At 63.5% G+C, this 23,438-nt stretch carries 21 protein-coding genes; 12 read left to right on the top strand and 9 right to left on the bottom strand.

Annotation, left to right across the window (positions count from 1 at the left end; genetic code table 11):
- Nucleotides 1-13: 13 nt before the first annotated feature.
- Complete coding sequence (locus tag JHL16_RS04245; RefSeq protein WP_200183630.1) at nucleotides 14-1,267, bottom strand: sarcosine oxidase subunit beta family protein; 1,254 nt, start codon at nucleotides 1,265-1,267, stop codon at nucleotides 14-16.
- Between the two features lie 43 nt (nucleotides 1,268-1,310).
- Nucleotides 1,311-3,725: a GcvT family protein gene (locus JHL16_RS04240; protein WP_200183629.1), complete on the bottom strand. Its 2,415-nt coding sequence runs from the start codon at nucleotides 3,723-3,725 to the stop codon at nucleotides 1,311-1,313.
- Between the two features lie 184 nt (nucleotides 3,726-3,909).
- On the opposite strand from JHL16_RS04240, the gene JHL16_RS04235 reads away from it, so the two are divergent.
- From JHL16_RS04235 to JHL16_RS04215, 5 genes are read left to right on the top strand one after another with little or no spacing between them, the layout of a single operon-like run.
- Nucleotides 3,910-5,577 carry a peptide ABC transporter substrate-binding protein gene (locus tag JHL16_RS04235; protein WP_200183628.1) on the top strand — a complete coding sequence of 556 codons (1,668 nt, stop codon included), beginning with the start codon at nucleotides 3,910-3,912 and terminating at the stop codon, nucleotides 5,575-5,577.
- A 32-nt stretch (nucleotides 5,578-5,609) separates the two neighbouring features.
- Entirely contained in the window at nucleotides 5,610-6,566 is a 957-nt protein-coding gene (locus tag JHL16_RS04230) for an ABC transporter permease (protein WP_200183627.1), read from the top strand.
- The gene (locus JHL16_RS04225; RefSeq protein ID WP_200183626.1) at nucleotides 6,556-7,440 is read left to right on the top strand and encodes an ABC transporter permease; all 885 of its coding nucleotides are present in this window, start codon (nucleotides 6,556-6,558) and stop codon (nucleotides 7,438-7,440) included. The genes JHL16_RS04230 and JHL16_RS04225 overlap by 11 nt, the downstream gene beginning before the upstream one ends.
- The gene (locus tag JHL16_RS04220) at nucleotides 7,437-8,393 is read left to right on the top strand and encodes an ABC transporter ATP-binding protein (RefSeq protein WP_200183625.1); all 957 of its coding nucleotides are present in this window, start codon (nucleotides 7,437-7,439) and stop codon (nucleotides 8,391-8,393) included. The genes JHL16_RS04225 and JHL16_RS04220 overlap by 4 nt, the downstream gene beginning before the upstream one ends.
- On the top strand, nucleotides 8,390-9,346 hold the full coding sequence (locus JHL16_RS04215; RefSeq protein ID WP_200183624.1) for an ABC transporter ATP-binding protein: 957 nt from the start codon (nucleotides 8,390-8,392) through the stop codon (nucleotides 9,344-9,346). Before JHL16_RS04220 ends, JHL16_RS04215 begins: the two co-directional genes overlap by 4 nt.
- 7 nt (nucleotides 9,347-9,353) lie before the next feature.
- On the opposite strand, the gene JHL16_RS04210 is transcribed toward JHL16_RS04215, so the two are convergent.
- Genes JHL16_RS04210 through JHL16_RS04195 form a run of 4 tightly spaced genes read right to left on the bottom strand, consistent with a single transcriptional unit; the run spans nucleotide 9,354 to nucleotide 12,935 of the window.
- Nucleotides 9,354-10,307 (bottom strand): ornithine cyclodeaminase, encoded by a 954-nt coding sequence (locus JHL16_RS04210; RefSeq protein ID WP_200183623.1) that lies wholly within the window; start codon nucleotides 10,305-10,307, stop codon nucleotides 9,354-9,356.
- 12 nt (nucleotides 10,308-10,319) lie between these two features.
- Nucleotides 10,320-11,090 carry an amino acid ABC transporter ATP-binding protein gene (locus JHL16_RS04205; protein WP_348647166.1) on the bottom strand — a complete coding sequence of 257 codons (771 nt, stop codon included), beginning with the start codon at nucleotides 11,088-11,090 and terminating at the stop codon, nucleotides 10,320-10,322.
- Entirely contained in the window at nucleotides 11,087-12,016 is a 930-nt protein-coding gene (locus JHL16_RS04200) for an amino acid ABC transporter permease (RefSeq protein WP_200183622.1), read from the bottom strand. The genes JHL16_RS04205 and JHL16_RS04200 overlap by 4 nt, the downstream gene beginning before the upstream one ends.
- A 40-nt stretch (nucleotides 12,017-12,056) precedes the next feature.
- Nucleotides 12,057-12,935, bottom strand: coding sequence for a transporter substrate-binding domain-containing protein (locus JHL16_RS04195; protein ID WP_246770757.1), 879 nt, complete (start codon nucleotides 12,933-12,935; stop codon nucleotides 12,057-12,059).
- A gap of 238 nt (nucleotides 12,936-13,173) precedes the next feature.
- Between JHL16_RS04195 and JHL16_RS04190 the strand changes: the two genes are divergently transcribed.
- A complete protein-coding gene (locus JHL16_RS04190; protein WP_200183621.1) occupies nucleotides 13,174-14,268 on the top strand; it encodes a LacI family DNA-binding transcriptional regulator in 1,095 nt (364 codons plus the stop codon).
- Here JHL16_RS04190 and JHL16_RS04185 read toward each other — a convergent pair.
- On the bottom strand, nucleotides 14,254-15,111 hold the full coding sequence (locus JHL16_RS04185) for a PfkB family carbohydrate kinase (RefSeq protein ID WP_200183620.1): 858 nt from the start codon (nucleotides 15,109-15,111) through the stop codon (nucleotides 14,254-14,256). The two genes, JHL16_RS04190 and JHL16_RS04185, sit on opposite strands and share 15 nt — an antisense overlap.
- Nucleotides 15,112-15,182: 71 nt before the next feature.
- Here JHL16_RS04185 and JHL16_RS04180 point away from each other — a divergent pair, with 71 nt between their 5' ends.
- Entirely contained in the window at nucleotides 15,183-16,184 is a 1,002-nt protein-coding gene (locus JHL16_RS04180; protein ID WP_200183619.1) for an SIS domain-containing protein, read from the top strand.
- An 8-nt stretch (nucleotides 16,185-16,192) separates the two neighbouring features.
- Here the strand turns inward: JHL16_RS04180 and JHL16_RS04175 are convergent, their stop codons facing one another.
- Complete coding sequence (locus JHL16_RS04175; RefSeq protein ID WP_200183618.1) at nucleotides 16,193-17,527, bottom strand: MFS transporter; 1,335 nt, start codon at nucleotides 17,525-17,527, stop codon at nucleotides 16,193-16,195.
- A gap of 55 nt (nucleotides 17,528-17,582) precedes the next feature.
- The gene (locus tag JHL16_RS04170) at nucleotides 17,583-18,479 is read right to left on the bottom strand and encodes a LysR family transcriptional regulator (protein ID WP_200183617.1); all 897 of its coding nucleotides are present in this window, start codon (nucleotides 18,477-18,479) and stop codon (nucleotides 17,583-17,585) included.
- A 155-nt stretch (nucleotides 18,480-18,634) separates the two neighbouring features.
- Between JHL16_RS04170 and JHL16_RS04165 the strand changes: the two genes are divergently transcribed.
- Genes JHL16_RS04165 through JHL16_RS04145 form a run of 5 tightly spaced genes read left to right on the top strand, consistent with a single transcriptional unit; the run spans nucleotide 18,635 to nucleotide 23,405 of the window.
- Complete coding sequence (locus JHL16_RS04165; protein WP_200183616.1) at nucleotides 18,635-19,081, top strand: (2Fe-2S)-binding protein; 447 nt, start codon at nucleotides 18,635-18,637, stop codon at nucleotides 19,079-19,081.
- Between the two features lie 10 nt (nucleotides 19,082-19,091).
- The gene (locus JHL16_RS04160; protein ID WP_200183615.1) at nucleotides 19,092-21,338 is read left to right on the top strand and encodes a xanthine dehydrogenase family protein molybdopterin-binding subunit; all 2,247 of its coding nucleotides are present in this window, start codon (nucleotides 19,092-19,094) and stop codon (nucleotides 21,336-21,338) included.
- A gap of 23 nt (nucleotides 21,339-21,361) precedes the next feature.
- Nucleotides 21,362-21,709 (top strand): c-type cytochrome, encoded by a 348-nt coding sequence (locus tag JHL16_RS04155; protein ID WP_200183706.1) that lies wholly within the window; start codon nucleotides 21,362-21,364, stop codon nucleotides 21,707-21,709.
- Between the two features lie 35 nt (nucleotides 21,710-21,744).
- Nucleotides 21,745-22,938, top strand: a complete 1,194-nt coding sequence (locus tag JHL16_RS04150; protein ID WP_200183614.1) for an MFS transporter — start codon at nucleotides 21,745-21,747, stop codon at nucleotides 22,936-22,938.
- Nucleotides 22,935-23,405 carry a cyclophilin-like fold protein gene (locus tag JHL16_RS04145; protein ID WP_246770756.1) on the top strand — a complete coding sequence of 157 codons (471 nt, stop codon included), beginning with the start codon at nucleotides 22,935-22,937 and terminating at the stop codon, nucleotides 23,403-23,405. Before JHL16_RS04150 ends, JHL16_RS04145 begins: the two co-directional genes overlap by 4 nt.
- Nucleotides 23,406-23,438 lie beyond the last annotated feature (33 nt).

Below are 23,438 nucleotides of genomic sequence, written 5' to 3'. Positions count from 1 at the left end.
GCTTGCTCAATCCCTAATGTGCGATGCCCGAACCCGCCGCCTCGTCGATGAGCCGGCCGGTGACGAAACGGTCGAGATCGAAGGGGCGGCTGATGTCATTGTGCTTGCCGGTGGCAAGCAGATGCGCCAGCAGCGTGCCGCCCGCCGGTATCGCCTTGAAGCCGCCGGTGCCCCAGCCGCAATTGAGGAACAGGCCGGGCAAGGGTGATTCACCGATGATGGGCGAAGAATCTGGCACCACATCGACGATGCCGGCCCATTGCCGCATCAGCTTGAGCTGGCCGAAGGCGGGAAACATTTCGAGAAGGCCTGAGATCACGCCTTCGAGCGTCGGCAGATTGCCGCGCTGGCCGTAAGAAGGGATGCGATCGAGTGCGCCGCCGATGACCATCTCGCCCTTGTCGGACTGGCTGACATAGACGCCGGTGCCGGGCGACAGCACGACCGTATCGAGGATCGGCTTCACCGGCTCCGACACGCAAGCCTGCAAGGCATAGGAGTTGATCGGCAAGTGAAAGCCGGCCTTCGCGGCGAGCACCGAGGAATGCCCGGCGACCGCCATGCCGATGCGATCGGCCCGCATCTCGCCGCGGGTGGTCACGACACCGCGGCAGCGCCCGTCGGCGATGATGAAATCGGTGACCTCGCAATTCTGGATGATGTCGACGCCAAGCCCGCTCGCGGCGCGGGCATAACCCCAGGCGACAGCGTCATGACGCGCGGTGCCGGCCCGGCCTTGCCAGACGCCGCCGAAGACCGGATAGCGCGCATCGGCTGAGAAATTGTAGATCGGCGCCACCCGGCGCACATCGTCCACCGAATAAAGCTCGGCATCGATGCCGCTGATCTGCATGGCATTGACGGTGCGGGCGGCGATCTCCATCTCAATCGCGCTGTGGCAGAGCGAGATCATGCCGCGCTGTGACAGCATGACATTGTAGTTCAGGTCCTGGCCCAGGCCTTCATAGAGCCGGTGCGCCAGGCCATAGAGCGCGACGCTTTCAGGGTAGTAGTAGTTGGAGCGCACCACGGTGGTGTTGCGGCCGGTATTGCCGCCGCCGATCCAGCCCTTCTCCAGCACCGCGACATTGGTCACGCCATGGGTCTTGGCGAGATAATAAGCGGTGGCGAGACCGTGGCCGCCGCCACCGATGATGATCGCATCGTAGGATTTCTTGGGCGAGGGCGAACGCCAGGCGGGCTCCCAGCCCGTCTGGCCGGCAAGCCCTTCCTTGAACAGCGAGAAAGCGGAATAGCGGCGTGTCATGTTCGGCCGCTATAGCCGGGCCGTGTCATGAAAGACAAGATGCTCATCCGCGCATCTTCCTTCCATCCGGATCGTAAGGGGAGGCGGGAATGATGCGCGCCGGTCTTTCGACACCGACGATATGCGTGGAAAGCTCGGTGCCGGCTTCGGCAACGTCGCGATCGATGAGCGCCAAAGCGAGGCTTTTGCCGATCGTGTGACCGAAGCCGCCGGAGGTGATGAAGCCGACCCGCCGGCCCTGGTGCCAGACCGGCTCATAGCCGCCGGCATCGGCATCCGCGGCGTCGATCGCGAGCGTGACGAGGGTCCGGCGCGGTCCGCCCTCATCCTTCTCCTTCAGCGCGGTGGCGCGGCCGGCAAAATCGCCCTTGTCGAAGGCGATCCAGCGGTCCATGCCGGTTTCGGCGGCGGTGTAGCCTTGGGTGAATTCGCGCGACCAGATGCCGAAGCTCTTTTCGAGCCGGAGCGCATTGACGGCGCCGAAGCCATATTCGGTGAGGCCCAGGTCGCGGCCGGCGTCGAGGAGGGTCCGGCGCAGCGTCGCGTGCTCATTGGCCCGGCAATTGATCTCAAACCCGAGCTCGCCCACGACCGAAAGTCGGCCGACCCTGGCGCGGATGAGCCCGACATCGAGCGGGCGGCAGGCGAGGAAGCCGAAGGATTTGTGCGAGACGTCCGCCTGCGTCACGCGTTCGAGCACCTGGCGCGCGGCAGGCCCGGCCAGCGAGAAGCCGACGACGTCGTCGGAGATGTCGCGCACCGCGACATCGGCCGGCAGCTCGCGCTCGAACCAGCGCATATGCCATTGCCGGAGATAATAGGAGCCCATGATCCACCAGATGCCGTCGCCCCAGTTGAAGAGAGTGAGATCGCCCTTGAGCTTACCGTTGTCGCCGAGCATCGGCGCCAGCCGCGCGCGGCCGGGTTTGGGGAGGGCGCAGGCGACAAGACGGTCGAGCCAGCGCTCGGCGCCTTTGCCCGACACCTCGTAGCGGGAGAAGGCGCTGATATCGAGAAGGCCCACGCCCGAACGCACCTTGCGGCATTCCTCGCCGACAATGGCGAAGGCGGCGGAACGCTTGAGCGTCGGCGGTTCCTCAAAGGTTTTCGGCGCGAAATAGAGCGGCACCTCGATGCCCCAGGAATTGCCCCAGCGGGCGCCGGCCTCGGTCATCGCGTCATAGGCGCCGGCGGTCTTGAGCGGGCGACCGGCCGGCAGCTGCTCATTGGGATAACTCATGACGAAGCGGCGCGAATAGAACTGGCCGGTGGTCTGACGGATATATTCGCGGTTGGCGGCAAAGTCGCCATAACGCGCGATGTCCATGCCGTAGACATCGGCTTCCGGCTCGCCATGGATCATCCATTCGGCGAGCGATTTGCCGACGCCGCCGCCTTGCAGGAAGCCCGCCATGACACCGCAGGCGACCCAGTAATTGGGCACGCCGCGCACCGGGCCGACCAGCGGATTGCCATCGGGTGAGAAGGTGAAGGCGCCATTGACCCAGCGCTTGATGCCCGCCGTTTCGAGGCAGGGATAACGGCTGAAGCCGAGCGCCAGCTCGTCGGCGATGCGGTCCTTGTCTTCCTGGATCAGCTCGATGCCGTAATCCCAGGGCGCGCCATCCATGTTCCAATGCTTGTAGTTGATCTCATAGATGCCGAGCAGCATGCCTTTCTGCTCCTGGCGCATATAGGTGAAGCCCTCGAGATCGACGATGAGCGGCAGCTCCCGGTCGAGCGCCTTGATCTCGGGGAGGGCCTCGGTGACGAGATAATGATGCTCCATCGGCGAGACGGGCAGCTCGATGCCGGCCATGCGGCCGACCTGCTTGGCCCACAGGCCGCCAGCATTGACCACATGCTCGGCGACGATGGTTCCCTGTTCCGTCACCACGTCCCACTGGCCATCGGGCCTGGCTTTGAGTTCGATCACACGATTGTGCTCGATCACTTCGGCGCCGCGGCGCCGCGCCGCTTTTGCATAAGCGTGCACGGTTCCCGACGGATCGATATGGCCCTCGCGTTCGGCATAAAGGCCGCCGAGCACGCCATCGGTGTTGAGGATGGGGCAGCTCTTGCGGATCTCGTCGACGCCGACCAGATGGACGTCGTCGATCCCCATGGTCTGGAAGATGCGGTAGGAAGCCTTGAGCCATTCCCAGCGCTCGGGCGCCGAGGCGATCGAGATGCCGCCGGTCATATGCATGCCGATATTCTGGCCGGATTCCTTCTCGACTTCCGAGAGGAGGTCGATCGTATAGGACTGGAGCGCCGCTATATTGGGATCGGCATTGAGGGCGTGAAAACCGCCGGCGGCATGCCAGCTCGAGCCCGCGGTCAATACTTCGCGCTCGATCAGGACCACGTCGGTCCAGCCGAATTTCACCAGATGATAGAGGACGGAGGCTCCCACCACGCCGCCGCCGATCACCACTGCCCGATAATGCGATTTCATGCCGCTCTCCTTCACCGGAGGGTCAAATTAAACTAATGTACATATATGTCCAGTAGCCTCCTTCGCACCTGCAATATACAATGCAGAGTCAGAGGAATTTAATGTACATTCTTGTCTAGTTCCGATTGTTGCGTTAGCCTCGACGGCGCCACCGGTCGGCAAGACCGCAAAACAAAGGGAGTGAATGATGAGTGACGTCGCCGATGACATGCCAGCAGCTTCGCTCAATCGCCGGGATCTTCTGCGCACCGGCAGCCTGCTTGGTCTTACTCTGCCCTTCGCCGGCGCCCTGACGGGGCTTGGCGCCCCGCAAGCGGCGGCCGCCGCCGGCCAGCTGGTGATCGGCGTCACCCAGGAGGCGGTGAATTTCAACCCGCTCCTCTATGTCAATACCGGCGTCGAAACCTCGGTCGAATACATCGTCTTCGACGCGCTGTGGAAATTCGATCCCGCCGGCAAGCTCATCGCCAATCTCGCCGCTGAAATTCCGTCAGCGGAGAATGGCGGTATTTCGGCTGACGGCCTCACCTGGACGATCAAGCTCAGGCCTGACGTGAAATGGCATGACGGCAAGCCCTTCACCTCCGCCGATGTGGTTTTCACGCTCGACGTGCTGCGCGATCCGAAGGTGGTGGTGCGCAGCCGCAATGGCCATGATCATGCCGAAAGTTATGAAGCGGTCGATGACCACACCGTGCGCGTCAAGCTCAAGGAGAGCTACGCGCCCTATGTCGTGTCGTGGCAGAAGACCAGCATCATCCCCAAGCACATATTGAGCGGCATCGACATCAACACGGCGCCTTTCAACACGTCGCCCATCGGCACCGGGCCGTTCAAGTTCAAGAGCCGGGTGGCCGGCAGCCATATCGAGTTCGAGCCCAATCCGGACTATCACGGCGGCGCGCCGAAGCTCACCACGCTGGTGCAGAAATATGTGCCGGACCAGCAGACGCTCTATGCCCAGTTTCAGACCGGCGAGGTCGATATCTATGAGCTGCAGGGCATTCCGCCCTTGCTCTACGCCAAGGCCAAGGCGCTGCCCAATTGCAAGGTCGAGCCGAGCGCTTCGCCCTTTGTCGAGTTCATCTATTTCAACTGCGGCAAGCCGCAATTCCAGGACAAACGGGTACGCAAGGCGATCTATATGGCGATCGACAAGAAGGGCTGGATCGATGCCGTCTATTATGGCGTGCCGATTCCGACCTTGAGCTACCTGCCGCCCAATCACTGGGCCTACAACAGCAAGTTGGTCGATCCGGGTTTCGACCCGGCGAAAGCGGCGGCGCTGCTGGATGAGGCCGGCTGGAAGGCCGGCGACGACGGCGTCCGGGCCAAGGACGGCGTGCGTCTCTCCTTCACCATGTCGACGACCGCCGGTAACAAGGCGCGCGAGCAGGCGCAGCAGCTCGTCCAGCAGAACCTCAAGAAGGTCGGCGTCGAGATGACCATCAAGAACATGCCGGCCTCGGTGGTGTGGGGCGACTACACGGTGAGGAGCGAGTTCGACACGCTCATGGTCGGCTGGGATACGCTGCTTTATCCGGATCCCGACTACGGCGACCGCATCGTCTCGACGGCGATCCCGGCCAAGGGCGGCAGCGGCTCCAACTATGTCCAGTACCAGAACCCGGAGATCGACGAGCTTTCCGCCAAGGGGGCGAAGACGGTCGGCCAGGAGGAGCGCAAGGCGATCTATGACCGTATCCAGGAGATCCTCCTGGACGAGATGCCCTTCGCGCCGATCTTCGCCTATCAGACGATCGTCGGGGTGAGGGACCGGGTCGGTGGTTTCGTGCTCAATCCCTATACGCCGATCAATACCTGGAATCCGGCGGATTGGACGACGAGTTGACCTGAGCCGAACGAAACCAGATTATCCGGGGAATGGCCCGTTTCCTGATCAACCGGCTCCTCCAGTCGGCGGTCCTCCTCTTCGGCGTCTCGATCGTCGGCTTCGCGCTGATGCATCTGGCGCCGGGAGGACCGCTGGCCATCTATACTTTGAACCCGACCGTCACCGCCCAGGACATCGAACGGATCAAGGTGCTGTTCGGCCTCGATCAGCCTGTCTATGTCCAGTATTTCAAATGGGCCGGCGGGCTCGTCAGCGGCAATTGGGGCTACAGCTTCTTCGGCGGGCAGCAGGTGCGCGAGATCGTGCTCGATCGCTTGCCGGCCACATTCCTGCTGATGGGGACGAGCCTCGCGCTGGCGCTCGTCATCGGCGTCGCCATCGGCACGCTGGCGGCGGTGAGACGCAATTCGGTCTTCGACTATGCGACCGCGATCGGCGCCATGATCGCTCTGTCGCTGCCGACCTTCTGGTTCGGCCTTCTCGCCATTTTCTTCTTCGCGCAGACGCTCGGCTGGTTTCCGGCCGGTGGCATGGTGAGCATCGGCGATGGCAGTCTGCTCGACCGGCTGCATCACCTGGTGCTGCCGGTCGTCGTGCTGGCGCTGGTGCTGGTGGCGCAATGGAGCCGTTATACGCGCTCCTCGATGATCGACATTCTCGACCAGGATTTCGTGCGCACGGCGCGCGCCAAGGGCATCAGTCCGTCGCGCGTGCTGGTCAATCACGGGCTCAGGGCGGCGCTGGTGCCGCTGGTGGCGCTGGCCGGCCTGCAATTGCCGCTCCTCGTCGGCGGCGCCCTGGTGACGGAGACGGTATTCAGCTGGCCCGGCATGGGGCTTCTGTTCATCTCTGTGCTCAGCACCCGCGACTATCCGGTCCTCATGGCGATCCTGATGGTGGGCGCCGTCGTCGTCGTGCTGGGCAATCTCCTGGCCGACATCGTCGTCGCTCTTGTCGATCCCAGGGTGAAGCTTCATGACGAGTGAAGCCGTCCTCGATATCCAGGCCGCCGCACCGCCGCGCCGTACAAGCGCCTTCCGGCGGCTCCTGCGCCATCGCCTGGCGCTGCTGGCGCTGATCGTGCTCGCCGTCCTGGTCATCGGCTCGGCCGGGGCGCCGTGGCTGGCGCCGCATGATCCGGAAGAGCTCGACATCGCCAACCGCTACGCGCCGCCTTTGAGCGAAGGCCACATTCTCGGCAGCGACGATCTCGGCCGCGATGTGCTGACCAGGCTCATGTATGCCGGCCAGATCTCGCTGTCGGTCGGCATCGCGGCGATGCTGGTGACGGTGATCGTCGGCTTTTCGGTCGGCGCCTTCGCCGCTTATTACGGCGGCTGGATCGGCACCATCCTGATGCGGCTCACCGACATCATGCTGTGTTTTCCGAGCGTGTTCCTGCTGCTGTTCGTCGCCGCCTTCGTGACGCCGAGCCTCGCTTCGATGGCGCTGATGATCGGGCTCACCTGCTGGATGGAGATCGCGCGCATCGTCTATTCGCAGATCCTGGTGTTGAAATCGGCCGACTTCATCGCCGCGGCACGCATGATCGGCACGCCGTCCTGGCGCATCATCCTGCGCCAGATCCTGCCCAATACGCTGGCGCCGGTTCTGGTCGCCGCGACGCTCAACACGGCGAACGCCATTCTGCTCGAAAGCTATATCAGCTTTCTCGGCTACGGCATCCAGCCGCCTGAGGCGAGCTGGGGCAACATGCTGACCAACGCGCAGAGCGATTTCCAGGTCGATCCGTGGCTCGCCGTCTTTCCCGGCCTCGCCATCACGCTGGCGGTGACCAGCTTCAACTTCCTCGGCGACGGGCTGCGCGATGCGCTCGATCCGCGGATCCGCGACAAATGACGGGTGAAGCGTCCACGCCGCTGCTCAAGGTCGAGAACCTCCTGGTGGCGTTCGGCCGGGCCAAGGCGGTAGATGGCATTTCCTTCGACGTCGCGCCGGGCGAGATGCTGGGCCTCGTCGGGGAGTCGGGCTGCGGCAAGTCGACGACGGCGCTGGCGCTGATGCGGCTCCTCCGCGATGCCGAGATCGGCGGAACCGCGCATCTCAACGGCGTCGAGCTTCTCGGGCTCGACGAAGCGGCGATGCGGGCACGGCGCGGCGCCGACGTCGCCATGATCTTCCAGGATCCGGGGACGGCGCTGCATCCGATGATCCGGGTCGGCGACCAGATCGTCGAGGCGCTGACGGCGCATCTCAATATCTCGCGCCGGGAAGCGCGTAAGCGGGCCATCGATCTCCTGCGCAAGGTCGGCATTGCCGCGCCCGAGGAGCGTTTTTCCGTCTATCCGCATGAAATGTCGGGCGGCATGTGCCAGCGTGTGGTGATCGCCATGGCGATGGCCTGCGCGCCACGGCTGCTCCTGGCGGACGAGCCGACGACGGCGCTCGACGTCACGGTGCAGGCGCAGATCCTCGAATTACTCCAGGGGCTCGTGCGCGAAGAGGGGATGGGCGTCATCCTGATCACGCATGATCTGGGCGTGGTCGCCGGCATGACCGACCGCGTCGCCGTCATGTATGCGGGGGCGATCGTCGAGATGGCGGCGACCGAAGAGCTGTTCGCGACGCCTCTGCATCCTTACACGCATGGACTGCTGCGCTCGATCCCGCAGCTCGACAGCGGCTGGGACGAGCCGGTGCCGACCATTCCCGGCAGCGTGCAAGGGGCGGAGCTGCAGACGGGCTGCCGCTTCGCGCCGCGTTGCGCCAAAGCGAGCGATGCCTGCCGTACGCCACCGGCGCTGCGCGAGATCGGTGAAAACCACTTCGTCTCGTGCTGGAATACGCCATGACCGAGATGCTGATCGAAGCGAAGGGCCTGGCGCGCCATTATCTGGTCGGCCGCCATCGCGTTCTGCGTGCGCTCGACGGCGTCGATCTCGGCGTGGCGCGCGGCGCGACGCTGGGCCTTGTCGGTGAATCGGGCAGCGGCAAGAGCACGCTCGGGCGCACGCTGGTCGGGCTGCAGAAGCCGAGCCTGGGCCAGGTCCTGTTCGAAGGCAAGGATACGGCGACGCCCGAGCCGTCCTTCATGGCGCGTCTGCGGCGGGAGCGGCAGATCATTTTCCAGGATCCGTCCGGCGCCCTCAATCCGCGCATGACGATCGGTGCCACGGTGATGGAACATCTGCGCGTCCAGGGCTGGTCGCGCGCCGATGCCCAAAGCCAGGCCGCGGCGGCGATCGAGCAGGCGGGCCTCGCCACCAGCTTCCTGTCACGTTATCCGCATGAGATATCAGGCGGCCAGCGCCAGCGCGCCGTCATCGCGCGCGCCATCAGCACCGATCCGGCCTTCATCGTGGCCGACGAGCCGGTCTCGGCGCTCGACGTTTCGATCCGGGCGCAGATCATGAACCTGCTGCACCAGCTGCAGCGAGAGCGCGGGCTCACGATGCTGTTCATCAGCCACGATCTGAGCGTCGTCGCGCATATGTGCAGCGACGTAGCGGTCATGCATCTGGGCCGCATCGTCGAGCGGGCGCCCCGCGCGGCACTGTTCAAGACACCGCGCCATCCCTATACCGGCGCCTTGCTGTCGGCGATCCCGATCCCCGATCCGGTACGCGAGCGCCAGCGCATGCGCATCATTCTCAAGGGTGAGGTGCCCAATCCAGCCAACAAGCCGAGCGGCTGCAGCTTCCATACGAGGTGTCCGCGCGCCACCGAGCTGTGCCACCGTGTCGATCCGCCGCTGCGATCCATCGGCACCGAGCATCAGATCGCCTGCCATCATCCCTTGGAGTAGGAGACCATCAGGTAACCGGCGACAAACGCGCCAGCAAATGGCGTGCGGTGAAGAGATCGAGATGGCTGCCGCCGACATTCTTGTACATCGTGACCTGCTCGTCCGACGAGCGCCCGGAATGCCGGCCAGTGCATAGATCGAAAAGATCGGCGATGATGTCTTCCCGCGTGACGAGCCCGTGGGCCAGGGGCGCCGCAATCTCCCCCGATCCTTCGCAGTTCGTCCGGGTGTCGACAAAAATTAGACGGGCGCGGCGGACGACGTCGTCATCGGCCTCGCGCATCTCGGGCAGATACGCGCCGATCAGGTCGACATGGGCTCCAGGCTTGAGCTGCCGGCCCAGCACCAGGGGCTCGGTCGCCATGGTCACGCAGGAGATAATATCGGCCTCGGGCAGGGCCGCGCGCAGATCGGAAACGACCGCGAGCTCGGCCGGCAGATGGCGCAGGCTTTGGACCAGGTTCTCGGCTCTCGCGAGAGTACGGTTCCAGACGAGGACCCGTGTGATGGACGGCCGGACCGCCAGATGCGCGGCGATGACATGCGGCGCCAGCCCACCGGCACCGATCACGAGCAGTGTTCTCGCATCGCTTCGCGCCAGGAAATCGGCGGCCAGGGCCGAATCCGCTGCGGTCTTGCGAAAGGTGAGCGCCGCACCGTCTGCCGTGAGAAGCGGCGCGCCCGTCCTGCCACTCATCAGCGCGACCATTCCTTGCACCGAGGGTTGCGGAGGATTGAGCGCCAGATTGCCCGGAAAGACCCCGACGAGCTTGACGGCGATGAGATCGCCGCCCGCCCAGGCGATGAGCGAGACGAATTTGTTGGCGTCGTCATGATCGTCGCTCATCACCTCGACACGGCTCTGCGGCATCAGATCTGCGCGATGGGCGGCGCGCAGCGCCTCGATCAGGCCTGGATAATCGAGCAGGCGGTCGACGGTTTCGGCATCGGCATGCATCATGGCGTATCCAGTTCAGATGACACGGGCGAGAAAGGCCTTGGTACGGCTGTGCCGCGGATGTCTGAGCACGTCCCTGGGATGGCCTTCCTCGACGATGACACCCTGATCCATGAAGACCAGATGATCGGCGACGTCGCGGGCGAAGCTCATCTCGTGGGTGACCACCACCATGGTCATGCCGTCCTCGGCGAGCGCGCGCATCACCGCCAGCACTTCGCCGACGAGCTCGGGGTCGAGCGCCGAGGTCGGCTCGTCGAAGAGCATCAGCGCCGGCTGCATGGCGAGCGAGCGGGCGATGGCGACGCGCTGCTGCTGGCCGCCGGAAAGCTGCCTCGGATAATAATGCGCCCGGTCCGCCAGCCCGACCTTTTCGAGAAGCGCTTCTGCCTCGGTGATCGCCTCGGCCTTCTTCTTACGCTTCACCACGATCGGCGCTTCGATGACGTTCTCGAGCGCGGTCTTGTGCGGGAACAGGTTGAAGCTCTGGAACACCATGCCCATGCGCTGGCGCTGCACCGCAAGCTCGTTGAAGGACATCTCATAGAGCGTCGCGCCCCGCCATCTGACCCCGACCGGCTCGCCGGCGAGAAAAACGGCGCCTGAATCCGGCGTCTCGAGATAATTGAGGCAGCGCAGCAGCGTGCTCTTGCCCGAGCCGGAAGGACCGACGATGCACATGACCTCGCCGGCCTCGATCGCGAGGTCGATATTGCGCAACACCTGGTGGGTGCCGAAGCTCTTCGACAGCCGCTCCACCTTGAGCAGGGGCGTGGCCGCGGTCACGAGCGGGCCTCATGCCGGCGCAGTGACCAGAACTTGCTCTTGAAGAGCGAACTCAGGACAGCGCTCAGGGCCAGCGGCCGGCCATTGAGGCGATGTTCGATATAATGCTCGGCGAAAGTCAGCACGGTGGAGAGGATCAGGTACCAGATGGTGGCGACGATGAGGAGCGGAATGGTCTGATAGGTCCGGGAATAGATCATCTGCGCCGAATAGAGAAGATCGGGCAGCGCCAGCACGCTGACCAGCGAAGTGAATTTCAGCATCGAGATCGTGTCATTGCCGATCGGCGGGATGAGGATCCGAAGCGCCTGCGGCAGGACGATGCGCCGCAGGATCTGCGCGCGCGTCATGCCGAGTGTTGCCGCCGCCTCGGTCTGGCCGACACTGATCGCCTGGATGCCGGCGCGGATCATCTCGGAGGCATAGGCGCTTTCGGTGAGGGCGAGACCGAGGATCGCGGCACTGAAGGGCGTGATCAGCTGGTTGGTGCTGGCCTCCCAGAATTGCGGGCCGAAGGGAATACCGATGGAGACGGTCGGGATGAGGAGGGCGAGATTGTACCAGAAGACAAGCTGGACCAGAGGCGGCACGCCGCGGAAGAACCATATCCACAGCCAGCTCGCCGCCCGGAAGACCGGATTGCTCGAAAGCCGCATGACCGCCAGCACGACGCCGATGGCGAGCCCGAAGATCATGGCGAGGAATGTGAGCAGCAGCGTGCGCCCGAGGCCCTTGAGGATCTCGGGGCTCAGCATGTAATGCGCCACCACCGGCCATTGCAGATTCTCATTGGTGACGAGGAGGCGCACAAAGAGAAAGACGAAGAGGAAGAGCGCCGCCCCGCCGATCCAGCGTGCCGGATGCCGGACCGGTACCGGCCTGGTGGCGTGGATATCGGGGCGGGACGACGGTGATGATTGGCCCATGCGGCACTCCGGGCTGGATGGACCTTGCGGAAGGCCGGTGTTACTTCGGATCGGGATGAGCCTGGTCGACAAGGACGGCCTTGTCCAGCATCCCGCTGCCGTCGACGCCCCACTTGGCCATCAGCTGCTTGTAGCTTCCATCATCCATCATAGACTGAAGCGCATCCCTCAGAACAGGTCCGATCGGATCGCCGCGGCGCACGCCGATGCCGTTGTAGACGGCATTGCTGACAAAGGTGGAAACCTCGAAGGTGCCGGTCTGCTTGGCCATGTATTGCAACTTGGCGGAACCGGCGGCGACGAGTTCGACGCGCCCCGAGGAAACCGCGAGCTCGGCTGCGTTCTGTGTCGTGAATTGCTGCAGGTCGATGGGCTTGGCCCCCTGGCAGGTCTCGGCGCTCACCTTCGTCAGATACTGGAAGTCCCAGGCCCCGGTCAGCACGGCGACACTGTGGCCGCACAGATCCTTCTCGTTCTGGATGTTGAAGTTCTTGCCCTTGAGCGAGGCATAGGCCGTGCCCTCCCGGCGCTGGGGCACGAAATCGAGCGACTGCAGGCGCTCCTCGGTGACGCCGAAGGACGAGAAGCCGGCATCGAAGCGCTTGCTGACGAGGCCCGGAATGATGATCTCGAAGCTCGTCGCCTCGAATTTGAAGGGGACGCCGAGCTTTTCGGACATGGCCTTGGCCATGTCGACGCTCCAGCCCTTGAGCTCACCATTCTCGACGAATTCGTCCGGAGGCCAGTCATTGAAGACGGCGACATTGACGCCATTGGTCTTGTACTGGTCGGGCAGGGCGTCGTGCAGTTTCTGGTCGACGCCGCCGGCCACCGCCGCGGTGGTTGCGATGGCGATGATGGCGCCGGCGGCGAGCATGGCGCTGCCGCAGTTGCGCAAGGTCTGCATGCCGTAGGTCATGACGTTCTCCCTCTGCTTGAGCTTGTTCTTTCGCGCCGGACAGGAGCCGGTACGAGACTATTGCTCACTGAGGCTCGATGTGCGAACGTTCTCACAATACAAACATAGGCCCTGCCATGTCGTCAAGCCTGAAATGGAGAATGTTCTCAGACGTGGGCGAGGCCGTTCCCGTGGTTTGCAGCCGCCTCTGTCCACGCTAGATGAAAAGCTCCGCTGATCTTGAAGACACCAATGAGCCATGGCTGAGAAACGCACCGACAAAGTGACCATTACCGAAGTCGCGCTCCTCGCCGGCGTCTCAACCGCGACCGCGGGGCGGGTGCTGGGCGGCTATGGCTATGCGAGCGAAGAGATCAAGAAACGGGTAAAAGCCTCAGCCGAGCGGTTGGGCTATCGTCCCAATCTCCTGGCCCGTGGCCTCATCACCGGCAAGACCAGGACGATCGGCGTCGTCGCCGGTGACATCCAGAGCCCGTTTTATTCCAGCATCCTGCGCGGTATCGCCGATGTGGCGCGCGCCGAAGGCTTCGGCGTATTGCTGACGAATAGCGACGAGCTCCTGGCGCGCGAACTCGAGGCGGTGCAATTGCTGCTCGAAAAGCAGGTCGACGGCCTGATCGTGGCGCCCTGCGATACCGAACGTTCCGATCACTTGCGAAGGGCGCTGAAGGGGGGCTGCCCGATCGTGCAGTTCGACCGCATGGTCAAGGGACTCGGCGCCGACGCTGTCACCGTCGACAACCGCAAGGCCTCGCGCGAGGCAATATCGAGCCTGATCGATGCCGGTCATCGGCGTATCGCCATCCTCGCCGAGCTGGAGCGCTGGGATTCGGGCGACATCTCTTCCTTCATCGCCCGCGTGACCGCACGCAGCATCGAGCCCACCACGCTGTTCCCAAGCTGGCAGCGTCTCTTCGGTTATGTCGAGGCGCATCTTTCGGCCGGGATCGACCTCGATCGCGCGCTCATCGGACGTGTCGGCGCCTATTCGCTGGAGGCGGCGCGCCTGCAGGCCTTGCATCTGTTGCGGCTTCCCGACCGGCCCACCGGCTTGTTCACCGCCGATGGGCTGATGACGGCAGGGGCGGTCGACGCCATCACCTCGCTGGGTGTGCAGATCCCCGACCAGCTTTCGATGATCGGGTTCGACGATCTCGACTGGATGAGCTTTCTCAAGCCCCAGATCACGGCGGTGGTGCAGCCGGTGACCGCGATGGGCCAGACAGCGGCACGCCTGATGCTTGAAAGGATCGCCGGCAGCGACAGTCCGCCCCGTCACGTCACGCTCGAGCTGGCGCTCACCCGTCGCGGGTCGGTTTCAAAGCCTGCTTGATGACGATATCTTGCGCTTCAGGGCGTCGATATCGGCGGCAATGGCGATCGGCGCGCCATGGCCCACCGCGCCGAAATAGCGGCATGTATCGGCGGCGGCACGGGCCGCCGATGAAAGGATCTCCCGCGGGTCTTCCCCGGCGAGGAGGCCATAAAGCGTGCGGGCAATGAAGGTATCGCCGGCGCCCAACGTGTCGACGGCTTCGATGGGATGGGCCGCGACGTGCCAGCGCTCGGCGTCATGGGCGAGCATCGCGCCCTGTCGCCCGCGGGTCACCAGCACCCATTGCGCGCCGCCGTCAATGAGCTCTCCACTGACCGCCGCAACCTCGTCATCGGAAAGATCGCCGCCCGACACCGAGGCGAGCAGACAGAAGGGGGCGATGGCGCGGCGATGTTCGCGCTCGCGGCGGATCGAAAAATCATAGGAGAGGAGAGCCCGCTTCGCGATGGCCCCCAGATGCGCATCGAGGCCGCTCGACTGACCGACATGCACCGCCGAAAAGGTTTCGAGGAAGGCCAGATCATCGTCATCGGGCGCGAACATCGACACGCCGAGGTCGAAACTCAGGAACAGACGCTCGGCGTTGCGGTGGCCGATCACGCAATAGGCGGTCGGTCCATCGAGCCGGCGCAGATGGCTGACATCGATATCCTCGGCCTCCAGCGCCTGTTGGATGACATCACCGGCGCGATCTCTGCCGATGGCGCCGATATAGGCGGACAGCGCGCCGAAGCGGCGGGAGAAGACCGAGACATTCAGGCAATTGCCGCCTGGGTACATTTCGTCCCGCGACAAATAACAATCGACGACATTATCTCCCAGCGCGGCAATTTTGATCATGAAGGACTTTTACATTGACAATATGTGAGAACGTTCGCACATTGATTTCAGCCTGTCAATCGAGTGAGAAGATGAAAACTGCCCTGAACCCGGATGTCGAAAGCGCCCTGCGGCCGCTGTCCGGCCGCGCCATCTCGCATGTGTTTCTCGTCGCCTGCGGCGGCTCTCTGTCGATCATGCAGGGCGGGAAATATTTCATCGACCGCCATTCGGCGAAATTGTCCTCGGACCTCTTCAACGCCGATGAATTCGTCTGCCGCGACCCGAAAAGGCTCGGCCCGGACGCCCTCGTGATCCTGTGCTCGCAGACCGGAACGACAAGCGAGACGGTGCGCGCGGCCGAGCATGCGCGCGGCAAGGGCGCGCTGACCATTGCGATGACGCTCGATCCGGTCTCGCCGCTGGCGAAAGCCTGCGAATTCACACTCGCCTATCAGGCCTCCTACACGACCGGCATCGCCATCGACGCGGCCGACAGCAACTATGCGGTTCTCTATATGCTGCTGGCCGGCCTGCTGCGCATCACCGACGGCGTCGACCTGACTGGGCCGCTGCTCACGAGCCTCTCGGCTCTTCAGCCGGCGATCTACAGGGCGCATCAGGTTTTTGCCGGCCGTTTCGCGTCCTTCGCGCCGCGCTTCAGGGACAAGTCCGCCATCTACGCGCTGGCCAGCGGCCCCGCCTATGGGGCCGCCTATTCCTTTTCGACATGCGTGCTCATGGAGATGCAGTGGTACGATTCGCAGGCCATCCACGCGAATGAATTCTTCCACGGGCCGTTCGAAGTCGTTGACGAGAACGCTGCCTTTATCGTGCTCGTCGGCAGCGACGAGACGCGCCGCCTCAGTGAACGGGCGCGTGATTTCCTGCTACGCTTCGGTTCGCGCGACAACATTCTCGTCCTCGACAGCGACGAGCTCGATCTCACCGCCATCGATCGGCGCTTCCAGACCTATCTGCTGCCGCTCGTCTTCTTCGACACGTTGTGGAAATTCGCCTACCGGTTGGCGGATCTGCGCGGCCGGCCGATGCTCGAAGGCCGCCGCTATATGAAGAAGATCACCGGCTACTGAGGTCGGGCTTATGTCTTGACGAAGGCAAATGATAGCGCGCCGGCGAGCACGGCCAGCACTGCGCATGTCCACACGCCGAGGATATATGCGTGCTCGATCCCACCAAGACCGAGCAAGGCGATGGCGATGAGGGGCCCGGCGGATGCGAGTCCGTTATTGATGGCGGAGGCGATGCCGGATTTTTCATCCGGCGCCGAATTCAGCGCCGTGGCCGTGAGCGGCGCCACAGTCAAGGTGAGCCCAATGCCGAACAGCACGACACCCGGCAGGACGCCGGTGAGATAGGTCGTCTGAGCTCCGAGCGGCAGAAGGGTCAACATGCCCGCGGCGCAGAAGAGAGGCCCTGTCCCCATGAACCAGCGTGGGCCAAATCTGCTGGCATATTCCCCGACCTGGCCGGAGGCGATCCCCAGCATCACCGAGACGGGCAGGAATGCCGCGCCCGCGGCCGTCGCTGAAAACCCGGAGACGGTCTGCAGGAAATACGAGAAGAGAAACCCGAAGCCGCCGAAAGCGGCGTAGAGGAAGAGCGTCGCACTATTGGTGGCGGCGAAATTCCGGTTTTTGAAGAGGGCGAGATCGACGAGCGGAGATGATAGGCGCCGCTCCCACCAGACAAAGGCGACGAAGCATGCTAGTCCCGCGACCACGGCCGCGATCATCATGGGCGGCCAGTTGTTCGCCGGGCCCTCGATGAGCCCGAATGTCAGCCCGCCCAGAAACAGGAAGGCGAGGAGCGCGCCCAGCCAGTCGATGTCGAGGCGGCTCCGTACCGGCTGTTCCTTCAAGGCGGCATGCCCCAGTGCGATCGCGATCAGGGCCAGCGGCAGGTTGAACAGAAAAATCGCGCGCCAGGAGAACATGTCGACGAGATAGCCGCCGACCAAAGGGCCTGCCGCCAGGACGATCGAGGTCGCCGCCGTCCAATAGGCGATGGCGCGCATGCGCAGCGCCTTCGGCAGTTGCGCATTGAGGACGGCGAGGCTCACCGGCGTGAGCAGCGCCCCGGCTACGCCCAGCACGGCGCGGAAGAGAATGAGCGTGAGCCCGCTCCAAGCCAGGGCGCAGACGACCGACAAAGCGAGAAAGGCCCAGGCGCTCCACAGATAGACGCGTTTCAGACCCAATGCATCGCCGAGTGCTCCGCCGAAGAGAATGCAGGAGGCGAGGGTGAGGTTATAGCCGTCCGCCACCCATTGCAGGCTGGTGAACGGCACTCCGAGGCTCTTGCCAATACTCGGCAGCGCCAGGGACACCACGCTCTCGCCCAGCATGACGACGCTGCTCCCCATAATGGCGGCGGCGATGATCAGGGCGTCGGTGGAAGCGCGCAGACGAGGCATGGCCGGAGACTGTAACGCCCGCCAGGGGAAAATCCAAAATCGGTGCGTGTATCGATCAAGCTTGCTGATAACGGAGCGCGTCAACGATTACTTTGAATGCCGGCAGGTTTTGCCGTCTGCTCGGATAATAAATGTAATAGCCGGCAAATTTGGGTGACCAGTCGTCCAGCGCCAGAATGAGCTCTCCCGACGCGATGTGCCGATCAACGAGGTCTTCCGGCATAAAGGCAATGCCGTAGCCTTTGAGGGCTGCATCGATCATTGCGTATGAGGTATTGAAGGTCAGTTGACCATCGACCCTCACGCGGAGATCCTGGCCGTTCTTTGCAAATTCCCATGCGTACAAACCTCCGGCGGTGGCCTGGCGCATGTTGATGCAATTGTGTCCAATCAGATCTTGCGGATGCGCCGGCAGCGGATGTGCCGCAAAATAATGCGGCGAAGCGACCGCCACCATACGCCAGTCCGGACCAATTTTGACCGCGACCATGTCCTTCTGGACGCTCTCGCCAAGCCGTATGCCGGCGTCGAATCCATCCTCGACGATGTTGCGCAGGCCGTTATCGACGCTGAGCTCGAGCTTGATATCCGGATAGGCGGTGAGGACCGGCCGCAGCCTTGGCCACACGACGGTGTTCAGAGCATGGTCAGACAGGGTGATCTTGATATTTCCGGCGGGCCTGTCGCGAAACTCCATGAGGGCCGCGATTTCCGCCTCTATCTCAGCCACACGCGGCGCCAGTGATCGGCTAAGGCGTTCTCCCGCCTCCGTCGGCGCGACATTTCTCGTCGTCCGCGCCAGGAGCCTGATTCCCATCGTCGTTTCCAGGCGCTTGATGGTGTGGCTGAGTGTCGACTGTGTGATTCCGAGCCTGGCGGCCGCCTTGGTAAAACTGCGCTCCTCGGCAACAGCCAGGAACCACAACAGGCTGTTGAAGTCTTCCTTCGCCATGGGCACTCCTCGCAGGCGGCCACCATGATTTATGGCTCATATCGATTAATGCAAGTGAATTATGGCCACTAATCCACTCAACCTCCCCTGACTATCTTCCGGACCATGGCCACGCCGCTGGCCATGCTTGCACCAGCAAACCAGGAGGAGACGCCATGGATCTGACGATCAACGGTTCCCAACATCAGGTCGACATCGAGGCGGATACGCCGCTGCTCTGGGTCCTGCGCGACGAGCTCGGAATGACCGGCACCAAATACGGATGCGGACTGGCGCAGTGCGGCGCCTGCACCGTGCTGATCGACGGCCAGGCCACACGGTCCTGCGTCACGCCGGTCGAAAGCGTTGTGGGCGCTTCGATCATGACGATCGAAGCGATTGCCGAGGATCCGGTAGGCCGCAAGGTCGTCGAAGCATGGGTGTCCAATCAGGTACCGCAATGCGGCTACTGCCAGTCAGGCCAGGTCATGGCGGCGACGGCGCTGCTGAAGCAGAATCCGCAGCCGAGCGATGAGGACATCGCCGGTGCGATGGTCAATCTCTGCCGCTGCGGGACCTACAATGCAATCGCTGCCGGCGTCCGGCACGCCAGCCAGGCTTGAGGGGGACGCGATGAACGACATGACTCCTCTCTCCGCGGACGTCCTTGACGACGACCAGCATGGACGGCCTTTGAATCTGTCCAGGCGCGGTTTCCTCGGCGTGTCGCTCGGCGCGTTGCTGCTCGGCGTCTCGCTTCCCGCTGCACGCGCCAGGGCGCAGGCAGCCGATGCCTCAATCGCGCCCGGCACACGTATTCGCGCCTTTCTGGAAATCCGCCCCGACAGCACAGTGCTCTTCCGCAGCCCCTTCATCGAAGGGGGACAAGGCATCTTCACCGCCATGGCGCAGATCGTCGGTGAGGAGCTGGATGTCGATCCCACGCAATTCGTGGTCGAAGGTGCTCCTCCCGGTCCCGATTATCTGCTGATCGGCGGTGGGCGCTTTACAGGCGGCAGCATGTCCGTGCGCATGAGCTACGAGACAATGCGCAAGCTCGGCGCGTCGGCGCGCCTGATGCTGCTCCAGGCGGCGGCTACCCGGCTCAATCTGCCCGTGGCTGAGCTTTCAACAGATCAGGGGCGTGTCGTGCATGGTTCGTCGGGCCGGACGGTCTCATATGGCGAGATCGCCGATGCGGCTGCTCGACTGCCGGTGCCGAATGATGTCGCGCTGCGCGCCCGTTCCGATTTCCGCTGGATCGGGAAACCGGTCGCCCGATTGGATGTTCGCGACAAATCGACCGGCAAGGCGCGTTATGCCGTCGACCTCGAGGTCGACGGCATGCTGCATGGAGCTGTCCAGCACAGTCCGCGTCTCGGCGGCGAGCCGGGCCTGCTGGCGAATGAAGCGGAAGTCCGCGCGATGCCTGGGGTTCATTCCCTTCACCGGCTGCCCGGCGCTGTCGCGATATTGGCCAATAGCTGGTGGCGGGCGCGCCGCGCCGTCGAAGCATTGCAAGTGACCTGGACCGAGCCCGCTGCCGGAACCGCGCATGCGATGCCGGCGGCATTTTCATCCGATGCCCATATGGCGAAGCTGAAGGCGACGCCGGGAGAAGGAGTGGTTTTCGAGACGTTCGGAGACGCGGCGGGCGTGCTCGCCGGCGCCCAGCATGTGATCGAAGCGACATATGACGCTCCTTATCTGGTGCATGGCCAGCTGGAGCCGCCGTCAGCGCTGGCCCGCTGGAACGCCGATGGTTCGCTGGAGCTGTGGGTTCCAAACCAGGCACCGGAGATGTTCCAGGCCGAGGCTGCCAAAGTGGCCGGCATCGCGCCGGAAAAAGTCTTCATACATTCGCCCATACTCGGTGGTTTCTTCGGCCGGCATTTCCTCTATCAGACGGCCAACCCGTTTCCGCAGGCGATCCTGCTTGCCAAGGCGGCGGGGCGGCCCGTCAAACTGGTCTGGAGCCGTGAGGAGGAATTCCTGCGCGACACGCTGAGACCGATGGGGGCTGTCCGATTTCGCGCGAGTCTCGAGGCCAATGGATTGCCGGCGGCGTTGGACGCGGTGGCGGTGGGTGAAGGCCCGACTGGCCGCTGGTTCGGCCGTCAGCCCGACAAGGTCGACAGTTCCGCGGTCGAAGGCATTGCCGGAAAAGTTTACGCGATCCCCAATCGGCGCATCGGCCAAGTTCATGTCGATGATCCGGCGATCATCGGCTTCTGGCGTTCGGTCGGCCACTCGATGAACGACTTCTTCTACGAGACCTTCTTCGACGAGATGGCCGATGCCGGACAGCAGGATCCCTATGAGCTGCGCCGGTTGCTGCTTGCCGACAGTCCGCGCCATAAAAATCTACTGGAGGCCGTCGCCGATCTTTCGGGCGGGTGGCGGCGCGGGCCGTTCACGGCGGAGGACGGCACACGGCGCTCACGCGGCGTCGCCATGGCTTCGCCTTTCGGCAGCGAGGTGGCGACGATCGCGGAAGTGTCGATCAGGGATGGAGAGGTCGTGGTTCACGATGTCTGGGTGGCGATCGATCCCGGCAGCATCGTCAATCCCGCCATCATCGAAGCGCAGGTGGCCTCGGCCGCCGCGCTTGGCCTTTCATCCGCCTTGCTCGAGGAGGTCGTTTACATCGACGGTATACCGCGGGCGCGAAACTATGACGGATATTCCATTCTGACGCCTGAACGGATGCCCCGCGTGCATGTTCGGATCGTGGAAAGCGGCGCCCCCATGGGCGGCGTCGGCGAACCGGGCCTGCCGGGTGTTCCACCCGCAGTGGTCAATGCGGTTTCGGCGCTGACCGGCCAACGGATACGGAGCCTGCCTCTGTCCAAGATCGATTTCAAGGAGATGCAAGGGTGAGGAGGGGATTTGTCGGATTGTTCATGCTGGCTCTTGGCGTCGCGGGAGCGGGTGTGACTTTTGCACAGGAGGTGGATGTGACCGCCGGCCAGAGGCTTTTTCAGCAACGTTGCGGCGCCTGCCACCAGATCGGCGCAGCCCGCAATGGTGTCGGGCCTCATCTGCAGGCCATTCACGGCCGCGCAGCCGGCAGCATTGAAGGCTTCAACTATTCGCCGGCTCTCCGCGCGTCCGGCATAACCTGGAACGACGAGAAACTTGACGCCTATCTCGCCAATCCGACCGCGATGATCCGTGGCACGCGCATGACACAGCGCTTCACCAATGCGGCGGAACGACGGGCCATCATCGAGTTCCTGGCCACTCATTGAGAGGCCATACGGCCGCCCTGCTGCGAAAGTGAATTATGCATACAACGTACGACGAGAAGACCGCGGCTGATCGAGGCGCCGCCTGGGGAGCGGTGTTCTCGATGGCGCTCTGCGTGGCCGTCCTCATCGCGTCCGAATTCATGCCGGTCAGTCTCCTGACGCCGATTGCCACGGATCTCGGAATCTCGGAAGGCCAGGCCGGTCAGGCGATCTCGATCTCCGGCATCTTCGCGATGGTCACCAGCGTGTTCGTCGCCGATCTCGCGCGGAGCGTCGACCGCAAGCTCGTGCTGGCTTCGTTTTCTCTCCTTCTCGTGATTTCCGGTCTCACCGTGACATTCGCGCCCAATCATGCTGTGCTGATGATCGGTCGTGCCCTGCTCGGGGTCGCCATTGGCGGCTTCTGGTCAATGTCCACCGCGATCGTCATGCGCCTCGTGCCTGAGGACGCGGTGCCCAAGGGGCTTGCCATGATCAATGCCGGCAACGCCATCGCCGCAACCATCTCGGCTCCATTGGGAAGCCTGCTCGGCGATTATGTCGGCTGGCGCGGCGCGTTTTTCCTGGTGGTGCCATTGGCGCTGCTCGGGCTGGTCTGGCAATGGATCGGCATGCCTTCGCTGCCGCCGCGAGGGCGCAGGACGTCTGGCAATGTGTTCAAACTGCTCGCGCGCCGTCAGGTGGCACTCGGCATGGCTTCGATCCTCATGCTCTTCATGGGGCAATTTGCACTGTTCACCTATTTGCGTCCGGTCCTTGAAACCGTCACCGGAGTCAGCATTTCGGCGCTTTCGGCGATCCTGCTTCTGATGGGGATCGCGGGCGTCGCCGGTACCTGGGTCGTCGGCCATCTCCTCAAGACACGGCTCTACAGTATCGTCATCGCCATACCCCTGGTCATGGCTCTCTTGGCGAGCGCACTGATGGTGCTGGGATCGATGCCGATCCCCGTCGCGATCCTGCTGTTCGGCTGGGGTTTCTTTGGAACCGCTGCTCCGGTTGGCTGGGGTATCTGGCTCAGCCGCACGCTCAGCGACGATGCCGAAGCCGGAGGCGGTTTGCAGGTCGCCATCATTCAGCTGGCGATCACGCTCGGTGCGGCGATAGGGGGCCTCCTGTTCGACCATATCGGATGGTGGAGTCCGTCGGCGCTCAGTGCTGTCCTCTTGGTGGGGGCAGGGCTTGCGGCAGCCGCCGCGGCGCAGGATAGCCGGAAGGGGGTAAAATGACTTCTGGCCTCATCACGCGCCGGACGGCATTCCAGGTCACTATCCTAGCCGCCGTGACCACGCCGTTCAGTCTCGTCCAGATTGGGCGCAGCTACGCACAAGGATCGGGCGCCATGAAGATTCGCCTATCGTTCAATAATCTTACAATGTCGGCGACGCTGGAGGACAATCCATCCGCGCGAGACTTCGCGGCAATGCTGCCGTTAGATGATCTGACGATCGACAACTATGCGAACAATGAGAAGATCAGCTATCTGCCGCGTAAGCTCACCGAAGACGGCAGCGGTCCGTTCGACAGCGAACGGCCCGGTGATGTCTGTTATTATGCGCCGTGGGGCAATCTCGCGCTCTTTTACGCCGGCTACCGCTGGTCGCAAGGGCTGATCCGGCTCGGCCGTATCGACGGCAGCTTCAAACCTCTGCAGGCGCGCGGCAAATTTCCTCTCAGCATCAAACTCATCCGTTGATGCTTTCCGCTGGGCGCGCTCCATAGATCGGAC

The organism is Taklimakanibacter albus, from assembly GCF_016595235.1.
GTDB classification, from domain to species: Bacteria; Pseudomonadota; Alphaproteobacteria; order Rhizobiales; family Aestuariivirgaceae; genus Taklimakanibacter; species Taklimakanibacter albus.
Note: the sequence above shows the minus strand (reverse complement) of the source record. Positions and strands in the feature narration are given on the sequence as shown.